Consider the following 15,415-nt stretch of genomic DNA (forward strand, 5'->3'; position numbering starts at 1 on the left):
TTGCAGGACATCAATACCCTGCAGTTCACTACTTACTGCTCCTGATCGGACGAATGGGCGCTTGCACGCCTCGGATATAGTCCCAGCCCTTTCAACGTGGTCTCAGCTATCAGCCACAATTCTTTCTCCGAGCGTACCACCTTCGACAGTAACCGGTGTTCTGCTCCCACGTTGCCGGATGTCGCCTGGTCTGTGATCGACTTTCCATGGAAGAGCAACAAGGAGTTTCTCCATGGATACTACATTGGAGGTTCTCACGACGCGGCGGGGCCGAGGTGAGGCTCATCGCCAATGGCCGGACGAGGTCAAGGCGCGGATCGTCTCGGAGAGCTTGCGTTCGGGCGTGACGGTGAACGAAGTCGCCGAGCGCCATGGGATTAAGGCCATCACCTGTCGTCCTGGCGAACACTGGCGCGGCAGGGCAAGCTGGTTTTGCCGGAGCCTGAGGATGCAGTCGAATTCGCGGCCATGGTTGTCGAGACGACCGCACCTGAACCGCCAAACCCCAAGCAGACCTCCCGCACCGAGATTGTCATCGGTCCGGTCACTATCCGTCTTGAGGAAGGCGCGTCTGCCGCCCGGATCGCTGCCATCGCGCGTGCCTTGGCGGCGACGACATGATCTTTCCGTCGAACCGCGTGCGGATCATGGTGGCGACCAAACCAGTCGACTTCCGCAAGGGTCATGACGGATTGGCGGCGCTGGTGAAGAACGAACTGCACAGGGACCCGTTCACCGGAACCGTCTTCGTATTCCGCTCTCGCAAAGCCGACCGGTTGAAGCTGATCTACTGGGATGGAAGTGGTATCGTGCTGGCCTACAAGCGCTTGGAAGAGCACAGCTTCACCTGGCCCGGCATCAAGGATGGGCTGATGACGCTTACCCACGCCCAGTTCGAAGCCTTGTTTGCGGGTCTCGATTGGCGACGAGTTCGTGCCGTCGAGACGAGAGCGCCGGCGGCCATCGAATAGCCTGCGGCACGATGACTCAGTCCATCACTTTCCGAACGCAAAAGCGGCTTGGTATTGGTAGGCTCCGGTCATGTTGGATGCCACCGATCTTCCCGATGATGTTGCCGCCTTGAAGGCAATGCTGCTTGCGGCCCGACTACGTGAAGCGGATAAGGTTGCCCAAATCGCTCGCAAGGACGAGCGGATCGAACGGCTTGAGAAGCTGGTTGCCGCCTTCAAACAGGCCGCCTTCGGGCGCAAATCCGAGAAGACCGATCCAGACCAATTCGACCTGGCCTTGGAAGACCTGGAGACGGCCATGGCTGCCATCCAGGCCGAGGATGAGGCCGACATTCCTGCCGGAAACAGGATTACCAAGCCACGCGCGATCAATCGCGGCTCCCTTCCAACGCATCTGCCTCGTATTGAAGAGGTAATCGAGCAGGAGAGCCTGGTTTGCATCTGCGGCGGATGTCTCCACCGCATCGGCGAGGATGTCTCCGAGCGGTTGGACGTAGTTCCAGCGCAGTTCCGCGTCATCGTCACCCGCCGCCCCAAATATGGGTGCCGTGCCTGCACTGATGGCGTCGTCCAGGCCCCGGCTCCAGCAAGGCTTATGCAGGCAGGCCTGCCGACGGAAGCAACCGTCGCGCATGTGTTGGTCTCCAAATATGCCGATCACCTTCCGCTTTATCGACAGGCCCAGATCATGAGCCGCCAGGGCGTCGATCTCGACCGCTCTACTCTTGCCGATTGGGTCGGCAGGGCAGCGTTCGAATTGCGTCCCGTCTTCGATGCGCTGATTGCCGACCTGAAGCGCTCGACCAAGTTGTTCATGGACGAGACCCGTGCTCCGGTACTTGATCCCGGCTCGCGCAAGACCAAGACCGGATACTTTTGGGCGCTGGCGCGGGATGATCGTCCTTGGAACGGAAGCGCTCCCCCAGGTGTCGCCTTCACCTATGCTCCGGGTCGGGGTGGGCTCCATGCCGAACGGATATTGCAGGGCTTCTCCGGTATCCTGCAGGTCGACGGCTATGCCGGATACAACAGGCTGATCACACCAGACCGCGTTGGCCCGGACATTCGGCTTGCCCATTGTTGGGCACATGCCCGTCACAGGTTGGTGGATATCGCCCGCAACGGAGGAGCACCGATTGCCGAGGACGGCATCAAACAGATCGGTGAACTCTATCGGATCGAATCCGAATTGCGCGGCCTTGATCCGCAGGCTCGCCTTGATGGACGGCAGGAACGTTCAGCGCTGCTGATCGCCGACATGCAGGCCTGGCTTGTCCATCATCGTGCCCGTGTCGCGATCAAATCTCCGCTAGGCGAAGCGTTGGCCTACATCGCCAAATACTGGGATGGCCTAAGGCTCTTCCTGAGCGACGGCCGCATCGAGATCGACAATAACAGCGTCGAGCGGACCATACGGCCGATAGCCTTGAACAGGAAGAATTCTCTCTTCGCCGGGCACGATGCTGGAGCGGAGAACTGGGCGACCATTGCCTCGCTGGTCGAGACCTGCAAACTAAATGCGGTCGATCCGCTTGCCTATCTGACCGCCACGCTCACCGCCATCGTCAACGGTCATAAGCAGAGCCAGATCGAGAGTCTTCTGCCATGGAATTGCCTATCAAGATGACTCGTCGTCGCCGGCCGCCCACTACCCTAGTATGAAGGCGTCTGAATAATCTGCGATAGGCGCGTCGATGGAGCTGACTATAGCTATCTCATTACCCGATTGGTTTCGAAGGAGATTGTTGACCAATATAAATCGCACAACGCCAAAATCCATGACGCGCTGCCGACGACATGCAATAGTTGCATCATCCCGGCAACGTGGCGAGAAGCGAATGAGTGCGAACGGACCGAACGACGATTGGCCAAGAGCTGTCATCGAATTCCTGAGGGAAAGTCTGCCGGTGGACAGTCGATCACCGCTGAGATGGTCCGATAGCAGCATGACAGCTTATCAGCGGGGGTGTGATGCGTTGGTGGCGTTGGGACAGGCAGAGCGCGCCGGGCCAGGCGCGCTGGCGAAGGACCGGCCAAAACTACCCGAAGCTCTACCGCGCTGGGATGACATATGCGTGACTGTCCTGGGACTGGCGGATGTAACGTTCTTGCATCCGGGAGCGCCCACGCCACCGGAGACATATCAACCAATTCGGACGGCTACATACACGAATGTCGCTGCCTACAAGACGGCAGACGCGGCACGGGCTAGCACGGACATTTTGCCGCTGCTCGCCATCCTCGGTCTCACGGAGAACGGGCGATGGACAGAAGCTTCAGAGACGATCCACTGGCGAGATGCGGACGGCTGGAAGCCTTCAAACCTTGAAGACGTTCGCTTTATGGAAGCAGTTAAAATTGCCTGCGAGACAATGCCTGATGACATTGAGGACGAAATGGACCGCCTCGTGACGATCACCGACGATGATGTCGAAAAGAGTGCGACACGTATCCGCAATTTCACAGACACGACCTATGCCAACGCCAGGCGACGAGGGCAGGACGTCGCGCCTCCCGAGATTGTCCCGCCGGAAATTGAGCTGGCGCGCGCGCGTGCTAGCGTCGAGCAAAACCGGTGTGGCCAACTTGACTGGCTATTCTATCGACGCTGGCGGCTATCCGACGGCTGGCTCTCGGATGAAGCGACCCAGCGCGCGTTCGAAATATTCCACGATCCGCTTGCAGAGAATATGAGACGCGCCATCATCAGCGAGCGGTACGAAGGCCTCGTCATGGCCGAACTGGGCTGGAAGCCACCGGCCAAAACGTTAGCCTCATAACTCTCGGCAACGATCTGTTACCCTTGCGTCCCTCCACGCGCGCCCAGCCGCTGGCAAGACCTACCCGGCGCACCGGCTTTTTTGATTTGAGCGTAAGCTGTAAAATCGACATAGGCCGACAATCGCCAATCAAGCCTGATCCGGAAGGTGCGGTCAGAACACCGCTTACGTCACATGTCGATAATCTCCCACCCTGTGATCGTAGCCGACGTCATTGCGCGTGCCGCTCAGCAGCTTTGAGGAGTCCCACTGTAAGCTGTCCCGGTTCGATCAAGACCAGAACCCCTTGTCACCAGCCGGCGTGGCGTGACAGAAGGTGTCAGCAACCAAATCTCAAAACCAGCAAGAGCGCCATAGCCACGGCTAACCATTGGGAATTAATAACTCGCATCAACACGATGAAAACCCTGTCAGCTTGAGACGAGATCGACTGCGGCCGAGGCTGCCAGCAATCGCTCCAGTGGCAAGCGCCCGTCATCGACCGCTTTCTCGATGGCTTGGGCGAGGAGGCGGAGATGTGGCACCGCTGCTGGGGAGACCAAGAGAAGATCTGCGCCGGCGATCAGCGCCTGCACCACGATTTGTTCAAGTGATTGGTTACCCAACGTCGCACGGTGATCCAGATCGCAGGTAATCACTAGGCCCGAGAAGGCGAGTTCCTCGCGCAAGAGTTTGATCAGGTCCGGCGAGATCGAGCCGGGCTGCGGCGGCGTTACGGCGTCGAAGATGGCAGGACTGAGGAAGACTGCATCAGCGCCGGCCTCGATTCCCGCCGCGAACGGTGCGAGATAGGGCCGCAAGGCTTCCATCGTCATGGGGACGCGGGCGTCTTGAGTTGCCGGCAGACCGGTGATGACCGGATTTCCTGGAAAGTGCTTCAGCGTGCTGCCGATGCCGGCCTGCTTCACGCCGCGGACATAGGCGGCCACCAATCGCGAAACCTCGGCGACATCATTCCCAAGCGTTCGTCCTGCTAGCCAAGGGTTGTCCTTGGCGACTACGTCGGCAGTTGGTGACAGCAGCAGATTGATCCCCAGCTGCCGGGCATCGTGTGCCATTGCATGTATCTTCGCCGTGAATGCCTCATCGGTCATAGCTCGGCTCTCGCTTAAGGTGGGCAAGGCGGCTGTCAATCTGTGCAGGCGGTGAACAGCGGAGACATCGGCATCCAGAGCGAGCAGGGCAGGCCCAGCGATCCGGCGAACTTCATTCGTCGTCGCCCGCCAGGTTTCGGCCGTTTCGTCTCGTATGCGGTCAGGGTGCATTATGCCGGTCGCGTATTCGGCGCCGTCTTCGCCGAAGAGGATAGCCCGGCCGCCGCTTTCGAGGAATTCGACGAGATCGGGAGAAAGTCGCAGCTCTGTCGTAACCGGAAAGAGCGTGCTGTAGGCAAGCCGCAAGGGCGTGTTCATTGCAACTCCTCGCATAGGATGGATGTTAATCGCAATAGCGACCATGGAAGTACACTAACATGCACATCACGCTTAGTCGGAGAACGGCGAGCCGGCGAATTGGGCCCGTCGTCAACAAGAGCACTCTTCTATTGCCGGATTGCTGCAGCACTACTCTAAGGGATACCCGGATGTGCCCACTGAGCATTGACCGAGGGGCCGCTAGTGGTCAAGGCAGAAGCGGCGCCGCTGGCAGTGGAGCCGCCCCTCACTCCTGCTAACGCCCGGTCTTCGTGCGCCATTCGGCGTATTTGAGTTGATGCTCTTCCTTGGTGCACGGGTAGAGACCGATTATGGCCGCGCCGGATCGAACTTGTTCGAGAACGAAATCTTCGTAACTTTCCATGCCCGTGCATTCATCGGCAAGTTCGTCAGCCAGATGAGCGGGAATAACCATGACGCCGTCCTTGTCCCCAATCATGACGTCCCCTGGAAAGACAGCCACGTCGCCACAGGAGATCGGCACGTTGATATCCAGCGCTTCATGAAGTGTGAGATTGGTCGGCGCGGAAGGCTTGGCGTAATAGGCAGGCATGCTGAGGGCACCTATACCCTCCGCGTCGCGGAAACCACCATCGGAAACGACGCCGGCTGCGCCGCGTACGGCCAAACGCGTTATCAAGATTGAGCCCGCAGTCGCAGCTCTGGCGTCTTTGCGCGCATCCATAACCAGCACGTGGCCCGCGGGACATGTTTCGATAGCTACGCGCTGTGGGTGATGCGGATCGCGGAATACAGTAATCGGATTGCGATCCTCGCGAGCTGGGATGTATCGCAGGGTAAAGGCCTGTCCTACCATATTTTCCGCCTTCGCCGCGACCGGTACCACGCCCTGGATGAATTGATTACGAAGCCCGCGCTTATAAAGCGCGGTCGCGATGGTAGCAGTTGAAATCTTTTGATACTTCGTGCGAGTCTCTTCCGACAGGATATAATCAGACATCAGTCGTTCCTCTTCGTCAATTCATTGCGCAGATCTGCATTGCGATGTTCGCCGCTACGATTTTTCGGGTGGCCGTAGCCTCCTCCGCCGGGTGTTTCCACAAGCAAGCGATCACCGGGGGGGATGATCTGCTTTCCCTTACCCTTCAGCTTCGTTCCGGATTTCAACGCGACGACACCGGGGGCACCTTGCTCGCCGCCGAAACGTCCACGGGCGGGATTCTCAATTCTGTCGAGCGCGGCATAAATGTAGAAGGGATGGCCTTCGCGATGCCCGATTTCGATACTTTGGCCGAGCCCCCCTCGAAACTCGCCGTCACCGCCCGAGCCGGATCGGAGTTCCTTCCGCCAAAAAATAAGTGGTGTGAGAGTCTCGATAATCTCCACAGGGACTCCAGAAACTCCGGAAGGAAACGCTGTTGCGTTGAGACCATCGAGCCTCGACCGTGCACCCGTACCGCCGGTTTGTACGGACAAGGCGGAAAAGCGTCTGGTGGACGTTATACCTTGTGTTAGGCATGCGTCATGCGCATCTTCCAAAATAAGGTTCCAAAGTGCTGACGCCCCTTCGGCCAAGACGTTTTCAGGAACCAGTTGAGCAACACACCCGTAGACGACGTCAGGAAGCATCTGGCCTATCACATGGCGCGACGACACCGGCGCCGGACGCAACGCGTTCACGATCGTATCCGCGGGTGCCGTTACGGTCACGACGGAGAGACTGCCTGAGTTATTGGGCACCTCCGGAAACAGGGCGCAGGCGAGGGCGTAAGTGGAATAGGCTTGCGCGTAACTGATAGGCACATTGATGCCACGTGCCGAAAGCCCGCTGGTCCCGGTAAAGTCGACGGTTATATGATCTGCCGAAATTTCCGTACGTGCCTTTAATTTTACCGGTTTATCATAGCCGTCCATCACCATCTCGGCTTCGGCCATCCCCTTCGGCAAAGCGGCAATAGCCTTCAAGGCAGCCTGTCGAGATCGACTGACAATCTGGTCGCAAAGAGGTGTCAAATCCGTTAGGTCGAATTCATCGAGCATGTCGGTCAGACGGTTGACGCCGATCTGGTTACAAGCCACTAGAGACATGAGGTCACCCTCAAATTCCGCAGGATAGCGTGAGTTCGCTCGGGCAAGGGAAATAAGCGTCTGATTGATTTCTCCGGCGGCTATCAGCGCAGTCGGCGGGACGTAGAAACCCTCTTCGAACACATCACGCCCATCGGGACCGAAGCCAATTCCGCCAACATCCATGAAATGGCAAGTCGAGGCAAAAAGGCCAACCATCGTTCCCTTGTAAAACGCCGGTGTGACAGCGACGAAGTCATGAAGATGGCCTGTCCCCATCCAAGGGTCATTCGTGATGAAAACATCGCCCTCGCACATGGATCGCGCGGGAAAAAGACGGAGGAAATGCAAGACCGATGCGGCCATCGTGTTTACGTGACCAGGAGTTCCGGTGACAGCTTGCGCGATCATACGTCCGTCTGGATGAAAATAGCCCGCCGAAAGATCGCCAGACTCGCGGACGATCGGGCTAAAGGCCGTGCGACGGAGCGCCTGTGCCTGTTCTTCTACGACAGCGATAAGCCGATTCCACATGATCTGGAACTCGATCTCACCAATGGCTGGAGTTGCATCGTTTGCAGGATTTGCAGTCATCGTTCGCTCCTCTCTCACTGAGCCGCAGCCGTGCGAGCGGCAAGGTTGGTGAGCACTAGATGTCCAAAGACGTTGCACTCCGCACTGAAGCCCTTGGGGACAACCGTATTGGTCTCCCGCTCAGTGATCACCACTGGTCCCATCAGCGTCACGGCGGGTGTTAGATCTGTCCTTTCGAAGACAGGAGCATTGACTGTCGTGCCATCGACATCCGTAAAGACAGTCTCCCCCGAGGGGTTGATGGAGTCGTGCGGTTTCCAATCGCCGCCCACTCCCACAAGCGTTGGCTGTGGGGCAGATGCCGTCACTGCCCATGTTAGGATCTCAATCTCATGATTGGGAAGGAAGCGGCCGAAGACCTTAGAATAGCGGTCATCGAAGGCACGCTTCAATGCTGAGGGATCAATGGAGCCGCTGGGATCGACCGAGAGGTCGACTTCGAGTTCATGCCCTTGTCCGACATACCGAAGGAATGCCGAAAGACGCTTTTCGATCGGTTGTCCACCTGCAGCAGGAGAAACCACTGCAACAGCTTCCTCGCACATCTCCCCAATCAGTTGGCGTATTGAGTCTTCATTGACGCGATCAAGGCTGCTATGGCGACTGCGGACCACCTCATAAGCCATCGGCGCTTCGAGAAAGCCGATCGCAGACCCAACGCCGGCTCCCAGCGGGATGATCACAGTGTTCAACGATAGCTTGCGGGCAAGCTGAGCGGCATGCATGGGGGCTGCGCCTCCGAACGCGATCATGGCGCGCCGACGCAGGTCCTTTCCGTGCTCAGCTGCGTGAACCCGGCTAGCATTCGACATGTTCTCTTCGACGATCGCGGTAACTGCGGCGGCGGCTTGAACAGAGTTCAGCGAAAGAGCTTTTCCGACGTGAAGATCTAGCGCTTTCTCCGCCAGCTCCCGCCGGAGGATCATGCGCCCGTCGGCAAATTTCCGGGTGTCAATACGGCCTAGGATGAAATCTCCATCCGTTACTGTCGGCCGTGTTCCTCCAAGTCCGTAACACGCAGGCCCAGGTTCCGAGGAGGCGCTTTCCGGGCCCACCGTTAGCCGGCCAAGCGCGTCGACCTGCGCGATCGAACCACCGCCGGCCCCAATCTCCACCATCTCGATTACGGGGATACGGACTGGCAGACCGGACCCTTTCAGAAAACGTTCCGTGCGATCGACTTCGAAACTCCGAGATTTCAACGGTTGTCCGTTGTCGATCAAGCAAATCTTGGCGGTTGTGCCACCCATGTCGAATGAAACAATCTCCTTTAGACCGCATTCATTCGCGATTTTCGCGGCCAGGATTGCTCCGCCGGCCGGCCCGGATTCGACAAGCCGAATGGGATAGTCCGCAGCTTGATCAACAGTTGTAAGGCCGCCTCCCGAGGTCATTAACAGGATCGGCGCGGAGAGACCTCGCTGGCCGAGCTCGGATTTCAAACGACCAAGATAGCTCGCCATGATGGGACGAATATAAGCGTTTGCGACCGTCGTTGAGCCCCGTTCGTACTCTCGCACTTCTGGGCAAACCTCGCTAGACAGACTGAAGTATACTTCCGGCAGCTGCGCCGAGAGAATTTCGTAAACGCGTCGTTCGTGGCAAGGGTTAGCGTAAGCGTGCAGGAAGCAAATCGCTATCGATCTAACATCCGCCGCCTTAAGCCTGGTGACAAGCGCAGCAACCTCGCTTTCATCGAGGCCGACAAGGATCTCACCGTTCGCCGCGATACGCTCCTTTACGGTGAAGCGAAGTTCCCGTCCGACAAGCGGTTGAGGCTTCTGGATGAAGACATCGTACTGATCATGACGACTTTCGGAGCCAATTTCTATTGTGTCGCGGAAACCTTCCGTCGTCACCAAAGCGGTAGTCGCACCGCGTCGCTCGATAATTGCGTTCGTGGCAAGCGTCGTGCCATGGAGGAAGATGTCCAGGTCGGCGAATGCCAGAGATTGTTTTTCGAGAAGGCTCTGAACCCCATCAATAACCGCGCGTTCGGGCGCTTGATGGGTTGTCAGGACTTTGGTTGAACTCCTTACACCATCAGTCTCGATAACAATGTCAGTGAACGTTCCTCCGATGTCGGCCGATGCCCGATTGATCCCTGAACTCATCGTTGCAGCTCCACTATGTTTTTTCCACATTTGTAATTTTATCCAGATTTTGTCAATCAACAAACCAAGCAGACATACATTATTGTAAGCGCCACTTTCCAAAATTACTCTGGGTAGTTTTTCCGTATATGCATGCAATCTCCGGCAATAAAAGGACGAGAGAGTGGAGGTCGAACGTCCAAAAGATGCCGCGTCATCATGACCCTAAAAAATAAAATTGACAAAGATGTAAAGTGTGCTCCTATTGGAGGCGCGATTGTCCGACAACGTCTGGGACTACGACACGGACATCACGTTTCGATCGTGATGCTTGGCACACGCGGGCATCATCTCGGATATCGAATTACCGCAAATCTGATGACAAAAGGGGAATGCCGATGCGTAGAATTGCCTTGAACGTGACCGCCGCGGCAGCGTTCGGCCTGCTTGCCAGTAGCGCCTTGGCCGCTGACAAATCTGTCGAAATGCTGCACTTCTGGACCAGTGGAGGTGAGGCAGAAGGCGTGCGGGCGCTGAAAGACGCACTCGCTGCCAAAGGGATCGAGTGGAAAGATGCCGCTGTCGCCGGCGGAACCGGAGCCAACGCCTACCAGGTTCTTCGTTCGCGTCTAGCCGCTGGTACACCTCCCTCCGGCGCTCAAATGCATATTCAGGAGACTTTAGCCTGGGCTAACCAGGGGCTGCTACGCGACCTTTCGCCACTTGCAGAGAAGGACGGGTGGCGGAAGGAAATCTTGCCTGCGATTCAATCAAACTATGAGGTAGACGGAAAGTGGGTGGCGGTTCCCGTCACCATGCACCGGTCGAACTGGCTCTGGTACAATTCTGCGCTCTTAATGAAGGTTGGCGCCGAGCCGCCCAAGTCATGGGACGAGTTCAATGCCATCGCGGATAAGCTCAAGGCTGCCGGCATTACACCACTCGCTCTCGGCGGTCAGAACTGGCAGTACGGGGATCTTCTGGAAAGCGTCATCGTGGCAAAGGGGGGGGCGAATTTCTATCGAAAAATCGTCGCCGGAGATCTCGAAGCAATCAAAAGCGACACGATGATCTCCGTATTCGATCAGATTGCCAAACTACGTGGCTATGTCGATGCAAACTCTCCAGGTCGCGATTGGAATCTCGCAACTGCGATGGTCATCAACGGCGAGGCGGCTTTCCAGATTATGGGTGATTGGGCCAAGGCAGAATTCGCGCTGGCCGGCAAAAAGCCCGGGATAGATTATGGTTGTGTTGCGTCGCCTGGCACTGACAAGGACTTTATCTGGCTCGTCGACAACTTTGCGTTTTTCAATCTCAACGACAAGGCAGCGGAAGAGGCGCAGAATACTCTTGCGGAAACCGTTCTCGATCCAAAAGTGCAGGTCGACTTTGCGATAAAGAAGGGCTCTATTCCAGTGATCGACAATGTTGATGCGACGCGTCTCGATGCATGCGGACAGAAATCCTACGAAGATCGGAAGAACGCCGCCACAACCAATGGCGTGGTGCCGTCGATCTTCCACAATGCAGCGCTTCCCGCCGCTCAGACTGGCGTATACCTTGACGTCGTGTCCGAGTTCTTTGTCACTCCGTCGATGACGTCCAAGGATGCGGTTGAAGCGATCGTAACCGGACTTGGCCAGCTCTAGACCTACGAGTTTCACCGTGGCCGGCGTCGTTCGTCGTCGCCGGCCTTTCGGGTTAGCCACTGCCACGCATGACGACATATATTAGGATCTGACAATGGCCACTGCGTTCATACCACCCACGCCACCCCGACAATTCGTTAGCTGGATCGATGGAAAGTGGTCACATACGTCCGAACCAGGAACGGACGTACGAAATCCATCGAACAGTGCGGTTGTGTCTCGCTTGGTGCAAAGCACCGAGCGCGAAGTGCATCTTGCCTGCCAGCGTGCTCACGCAGCTTTCGTTGATGGCTGGCGGGACGCAAGCGGAGAAGCAAGGGCTGCGATTCTGTTGAAGGTCGCCGCTGGTATCCGGACCAATATAGACGAACTCGCGTGGTATGAGATGGCCGAGAGCGGTAAACCTTGCCGCCAGGCTCGCGCAGAGATAGAGCGATCAGCAATGCTTTGGGACTATGCCGCGACCCAAGCACGATCTTTAACCGGTGACAGTTTTGGTGGACTCGGCCGTGATTATCTCGCATTGACTCTGCGGGCACCGATCGGTCCAGTTGCAATTATAACGCCGTGGAACTTTCCATTTCTCATCATCAGCCAGAAGCTGCCGTTTGCGCTGGCGGCTGGATGTTCGGCAGTGGTAAAGCCATCGGAGTTGACGTCGGCAACCACTTTGTTGCTAGGTCCAATTCTTAAGGACGCAGGCCTTCCCGACGGCGTCGTCAATATCCTGGCAGGCACCGGCCGCGTCGTCGGGGAAGCACTTCTTGCTCATCCGCGAACGCGGATGATTTCCTTCACTGGCTCGACGGCCGTCGGCAAGCATGCGATGCGGGTCGGCGCCGATTGCCTGAAGAAGGTGTCGCTGGAACTCGGCGGCAAGAACGCGCACATCATCATGGCAGACGCGGAATTGGATGCGGCGCTTGATGCAGCCTTGCATGGAGCATTCTTGAACGCCGGCCAGTCTTGCAATCAGGGCGGCAGGCTTTTGGTGCAAAGCACTATCGCGGCTGAATTTACGAAGCGGTTTGTTGAGGCTGCGAAGAGAATCCGCGTGGGCGACACGCTTCGCGAAGATGTCCTCATGGGGCCGATTATCAACGAGACCCAGTACCGCAAAATAATTGGCTATATCGAAGCTGGAAAGGCGGAAGGGGCGAATTTGGCGCTCGGAGGCACGTGGCGCGAAGAAAACGGCGGACGTTTTATCGATCCTACCGTCTTCACTGAGGTAGAACCCAGCATGAAGATCGCGCAGGAGGAAATCTTCGGCCCAGTATGCACCATTCAGACATTTGAAAATCTTGACGATGCGTTCGAGCTCGCAAATGGCACGGAGTACGGCCTGTCTGCTGGAATTTGGACCCGCGATACGTCCTCCGCGATCAGGGCTGCGCGCAGCCTTGAAACAGGTACAGTTTGGATCAACACGTATCTCGACGGTCCCGCCGAACTTCCCTTCGGAGGTGTTGGAGCAAGCGGAATCGGTCGCGAAGTCGGTCGTGTCGGGTGCGAAGAATTTACGGACGTCAAAACGGTCCAGCTCCGCAGCAGTGGCTATGAGCCCCGCTGGATCGGCAAGGCTCTTTGAGAGCAAAGAAGGAACCGTCCATGGAAAAAGAATATGACTACATCGTCGTCGGCGGCGGTTCGGCGGGTTGTGTTGTGGCTTCGAGATTGAGCGAGAACAGTGACGCGCGGGTTTTGCTGCTTGAGTTCGGGGAGAAGAATGATGGCCCTCTGGTGCGTTGGCCAGCAGGTTACGCCAAATTGCAGGGCCCTAGGTACCGCTACGAATGGGAAACCGTGCCCCAAACTGCGCTCAACAATCGTCGAATGCTGTTTCCGCAAGGGAAGATACTGGGTGGCGGGTCATCCGTAAATTCAATGGTTTACATTCGTGGAAACCGGCGTGATTACGATCATTGGCGCGACCTCGGCAACGACGGTTGGGGGTACGATGATCTCCTTCCCTATTTCAAGAGGTCTGAAGACAATGAGCGTTATCTGGACAGTTTTCACGGGAGCGGCGGCCCGCTTGGCGTTTCAGATCAACGGTCACCGATCGATTTGACACGAGTGTATATCCGCGCCGCTCAGGAAGCCGGCTATCCGTATAACACCGACTTTAACGGCCGGCAGCAGTACGGGATCGGATATTATCAAGTCACCCAACGTGGCGTGCGTCGCTCGAGTTCGGCTCAAGCATTCATTTATCCAAACATGGGGCGAAAGAACCTGACGGTGAAAACCGGCGCTCGTGTCTTAAGGGTACATGTCAAAAGCGGCCGAGCTACCGGCATTGACGTCTCCTGGAATGGGGAGGTCATGTATGTCGCGGCGCAAAATGAGGTCATTCTCTCTGCCGGGGCAATCAATTCCCCGAAAGTGTTGCTGCTCTCCGGGATAGGTCCCGCTGGCGAGCTAAAACAGGCAGGGGTGACGCCGATCCATGACCTTCCAGGGGTAGGCAAAAACCTGCAGGATCATTTGGACGTTTACTGCTGTGCAAGCCTCAAGGAACCGGTGTCATATAATGGGCACGACAAGGGGCCAATGGCGCTATGGTACGGATTACAGTTCATGATGTTCGGAACCGGGGCCTTGACCTCAAACGTCTGCGAAGGCGGTGGGTTTGTTTCCACAGAGGGAAACGCCGATTGGCCCGACATACAAATGCACTTCCTCCCAGCCTACGTCATCGATCACGGTCGGGTTAAGGTGCGAGGCCATGGGATGACGCTGAACACCGCGTATCTGCGGCCGGAAAGCCGCGGGGAAGTGACCCTTGCTTCGGGCAACGCGGCCGACGAACCGGTGATCGACCCAAAGTATATGACGAATCCGAATGACTGGGCGCACACAATCGATGGATTCAAGATTGCCCGCGAAATCCTCCGCCAGCCGGCGTTCGAGAAACTGTACCAAGCAGAACATTTACCCGGCGCAAAAACGGCCGCTGAAGAGGATCTGCGGGCCTACGTTCGCGAATGGAGTAAAACCGACTTCCATCCTGCCGGCACTTGTAAAATGGGGGCAGATGAGATGGCGGTGGTGGATGCGGATCTGAAGGTTCGTGGGGTTTCTGGCCTGCGGGTAGTCGATGCTTCGATCATGCCGACCCTGATTTCGGGAAACACAAACGCGCCCTCGATCATGATTGGGGAGCGAGGGTCAGATGCGATCCTCGGTCGGCGGCTCGCCGCCCAGCAAACGGTCGCAGCATAAGGTCAAGCGATTTTTGAGCGGCACGCCACTAACGATTGAGCGGTTGACGCGGGAGGCGAACGTCACCTTCCGCGTCAAGGGTTTGTCATTTGACGGCGACCACAAGTTCGATTTCAACACAAGAGTTTCGCGGCAGTTCGGCGACACCTACGGCCGATCTTGCATGGTCGCCACGTCCGCCCAAGACTGCACGCAGAAGATGAGTGGCGGCATCGGCGACCTGTGGCTGCTGATTGAAGCCATGAGCCGATGCGACGTAAACCGTGATCTTTAGCACCTGAACAACATTGTCCAGCCCACCTATTGCATAGGACAACGAGGCCAGTGCGTTTCTAAGCGCAAGGTCAGCAGCTTCTTTCGCCTGTTCCAAGGTTACGTCAGCGCCCACCTTGCCGGGATGCAGGTCGCTATTGCCGGTTTTTGGTACGCTGCCGCTCACCCATGCCTGCCCATTGTGGACCAGCACTGACGTGTAAGCGTAGGCCGGCGGCTGGTACGCCGGGATGTCGTATCCGTTGTATTCAAATCCTGAGTCCACGGTCATTTCCTTTCAAAATTGACGGCCTGTAACAATCCCATCAGGCGCTCTCCTGAAGCCAGCACGTCCGATTTGCCGATCGACACGAATGTCGGACT

12 protein-coding genes are annotated in these 15,415 nt (G+C 57.1%); 7 read left to right on the forward strand and 5 right to left on the reverse strand.

Annotated elements, in window-relative coordinates:
- Nucleotides 1-232: 232 nt before the first annotated feature.
- The 4 genes from AC13QO_RS22170 to AC13QO_RS22185 all read left to right on the forward strand — a co-directional run bounded on the left by AC13QO_RS22170 (nt 233) and on the right by AC13QO_RS22185 (nt 3,751).
- Entirely contained in the window at nt 233-688 is a 456-nt protein-coding gene (locus AC13QO_RS22170) for a transposase (RefSeq protein WP_488541844.1), read from the forward strand.
- On the forward strand, nt 618-971 hold the full coding sequence (gene tnpB, locus AC13QO_RS22175) for an IS66 family insertion sequence element accessory protein TnpB (protein WP_488541845.1): 354 nt from the start codon (nt 618-620) through the stop codon (nt 969-971). Before AC13QO_RS22170 ends, tnpB begins: the two co-directional genes overlap by 71 nt.
- A gap of 70 nt (nt 972-1,041) precedes the next feature.
- Nucleotides 1,042-2,598 carry an IS66 family transposase gene (tnpC, locus tag AC13QO_RS22180; RefSeq protein ID WP_488541846.1) on the forward strand — a complete coding sequence of 519 codons (1,557 nt, stop codon included), beginning with the start codon at nt 1,042-1,044 and terminating at the stop codon, nt 2,596-2,598.
- Between the two features lie 319 nt (nt 2,599-2,917).
- On the forward strand, nt 2,918-3,751 hold the full coding sequence (locus AC13QO_RS22185; protein WP_488541847.1) for a hypothetical protein: 834 nt from the start codon (nt 2,918-2,920) through the stop codon (nt 3,749-3,751).
- A gap of 410 nt (nt 3,752-4,161) precedes the next feature.
- On the opposite strand, the gene AC13QO_RS22190 is transcribed toward AC13QO_RS22185, so the two are convergent.
- The 4 genes from AC13QO_RS22190 to AC13QO_RS22205 form a co-directional block, all read right to left on the reverse strand.
- Nucleotides 4,162-5,163 carry a glycoside hydrolase family 3 N-terminal domain-containing protein gene (locus AC13QO_RS22190; RefSeq protein ID WP_488541848.1) on the reverse strand — a complete coding sequence of 334 codons (1,002 nt, stop codon included), beginning with the start codon at nt 5,161-5,163 and terminating at the stop codon, nt 4,162-4,164.
- Nucleotides 5,164-5,419: 256 nt separating this feature from the next.
- The gene (locus AC13QO_RS22195) at nt 5,420-6,145 is read right to left on the reverse strand and encodes a ribonuclease activity regulator RraA (protein ID WP_488541849.1); all 726 of its coding nucleotides are present in this window, start codon (nt 6,143-6,145) and stop codon (nt 5,420-5,422) included.
- Entirely contained in the window at nt 6,145-7,806 is a 1,662-nt protein-coding gene (locus AC13QO_RS22200; RefSeq protein WP_488541850.1) for a hydantoinase B/oxoprolinase family protein, read from the reverse strand. Before AC13QO_RS22200 ends, AC13QO_RS22195 begins: the two co-directional genes overlap by 1 nt.
- Before the next feature lie 14 nt (nt 7,807-7,820).
- Nucleotides 7,821-10,022: a hydantoinase/oxoprolinase family protein gene (locus AC13QO_RS22205; RefSeq protein ID WP_488541851.1), complete on the reverse strand. Its 2,202-nt coding sequence runs from the start codon at nt 10,020-10,022 to the stop codon at nt 7,821-7,823.
- Nucleotides 10,023-10,297: 275 nt separating this feature from the next.
- Here AC13QO_RS22205 and AC13QO_RS22210 point away from each other — a divergent pair, with 275 nt between their 5' ends.
- The 3 genes from AC13QO_RS22210 to AC13QO_RS22220 all read left to right on the forward strand — a co-directional run bounded on the left by AC13QO_RS22210 (nt 10,298) and on the right by AC13QO_RS22220 (nt 14,779).
- On the forward strand, nt 10,298-11,551 hold the full coding sequence (locus AC13QO_RS22210) for an ABC transporter substrate-binding protein (protein WP_488541852.1): 1,254 nt from the start codon (nt 10,298-10,300) through the stop codon (nt 11,549-11,551).
- 94 nt (nt 11,552-11,645) lie between these two features.
- On the forward strand, nt 11,646-13,142 hold the full coding sequence (locus AC13QO_RS22215; protein ID WP_488541853.1) for an aldehyde dehydrogenase family protein: 1,497 nt from the start codon (nt 11,646-11,648) through the stop codon (nt 13,140-13,142).
- 20 nt (nt 13,143-13,162) lie between these two features.
- The gene (locus AC13QO_RS22220; RefSeq protein ID WP_488541854.1) at nt 13,163-14,779 is read left to right on the forward strand and encodes a GMC family oxidoreductase; all 1,617 of its coding nucleotides are present in this window, start codon (nt 13,163-13,165) and stop codon (nt 14,777-14,779) included.
- An 85-nt stretch (nt 14,780-14,864) separates the two neighbouring features.
- Here the strand turns inward: AC13QO_RS22220 and AC13QO_RS22225 are convergent, their stop codons facing one another.
- A complete protein-coding gene (locus tag AC13QO_RS22225; RefSeq protein ID WP_488541855.1) occupies nt 14,865-15,317 on the reverse strand; it encodes a RidA family protein in 453 nt (150 codons plus the stop codon).
- Nucleotides 15,318-15,415: the final 98 nt, after the last annotated feature.

The sequence above is a fragment of the Rhizobium sp. CNPSo 3670 genome, assembly GCF_057784555.1.

Bases quoted from the DNA above. Each gene is read 5' to 3' on its own strand.
- AC13QO_RS22220 (WP_488541854.1), top strand. From the start codon at position 13,163: ATGGAAAAAGAATATGACTACATCGTCGTCGGCGGCGGTTCGGCGGGT.
- AC13QO_RS22170 (WP_488541844.1), top strand. From the start codon at position 233: ATGGATACTACATTGGAGGTTCTCACGACGCGGCGGGGCCGAGGTGAG.
- AC13QO_RS22200 (WP_488541850.1), bottom strand. From the start codon at position 7,806: ATGACTGCAAATCCTGCAAACGATGCAACTCCAGCCATTGGTGAGATC.
- AC13QO_RS22210 (WP_488541852.1), top strand. From the start codon at position 10,298: ATGCGTAGAATTGCCTTGAACGTGACCGCCGCGGCAGCGTTCGGCCTG.
- AC13QO_RS22185 (WP_488541847.1), top strand. From the start codon at position 2,918: ATGACAGCTTATCAGCGGGGGTGTGATGCGTTGGTGGCGTTGGGACAG.
- AC13QO_RS22215 (WP_488541853.1), top strand. From the start codon at position 11,646: ATGGCCACTGCGTTCATACCACCCACGCCACCCCGACAATTCGTTAGC.
- AC13QO_RS22190 (WP_488541848.1), bottom strand. From the start codon at position 5,163: ATGAACACGCCCTTGCGGCTTGCCTACAGCACGCTCTTTCCGGTTACG.
- tnpC (WP_488541846.1), top strand. From the start codon at position 1,042: ATGTTGGATGCCACCGATCTTCCCGATGATGTTGCCGCCTTGAAGGCA.
- tnpB (WP_488541845.1), top strand. From the start codon at position 618: ATGATCTTTCCGTCGAACCGCGTGCGGATCATGGTGGCGACCAAACCA.
- AC13QO_RS22195 (WP_488541849.1), bottom strand. From the start codon at position 6,145: ATGTCTGATTATATCCTGTCGGAAGAGACTCGCACGAAGTATCAAAAG.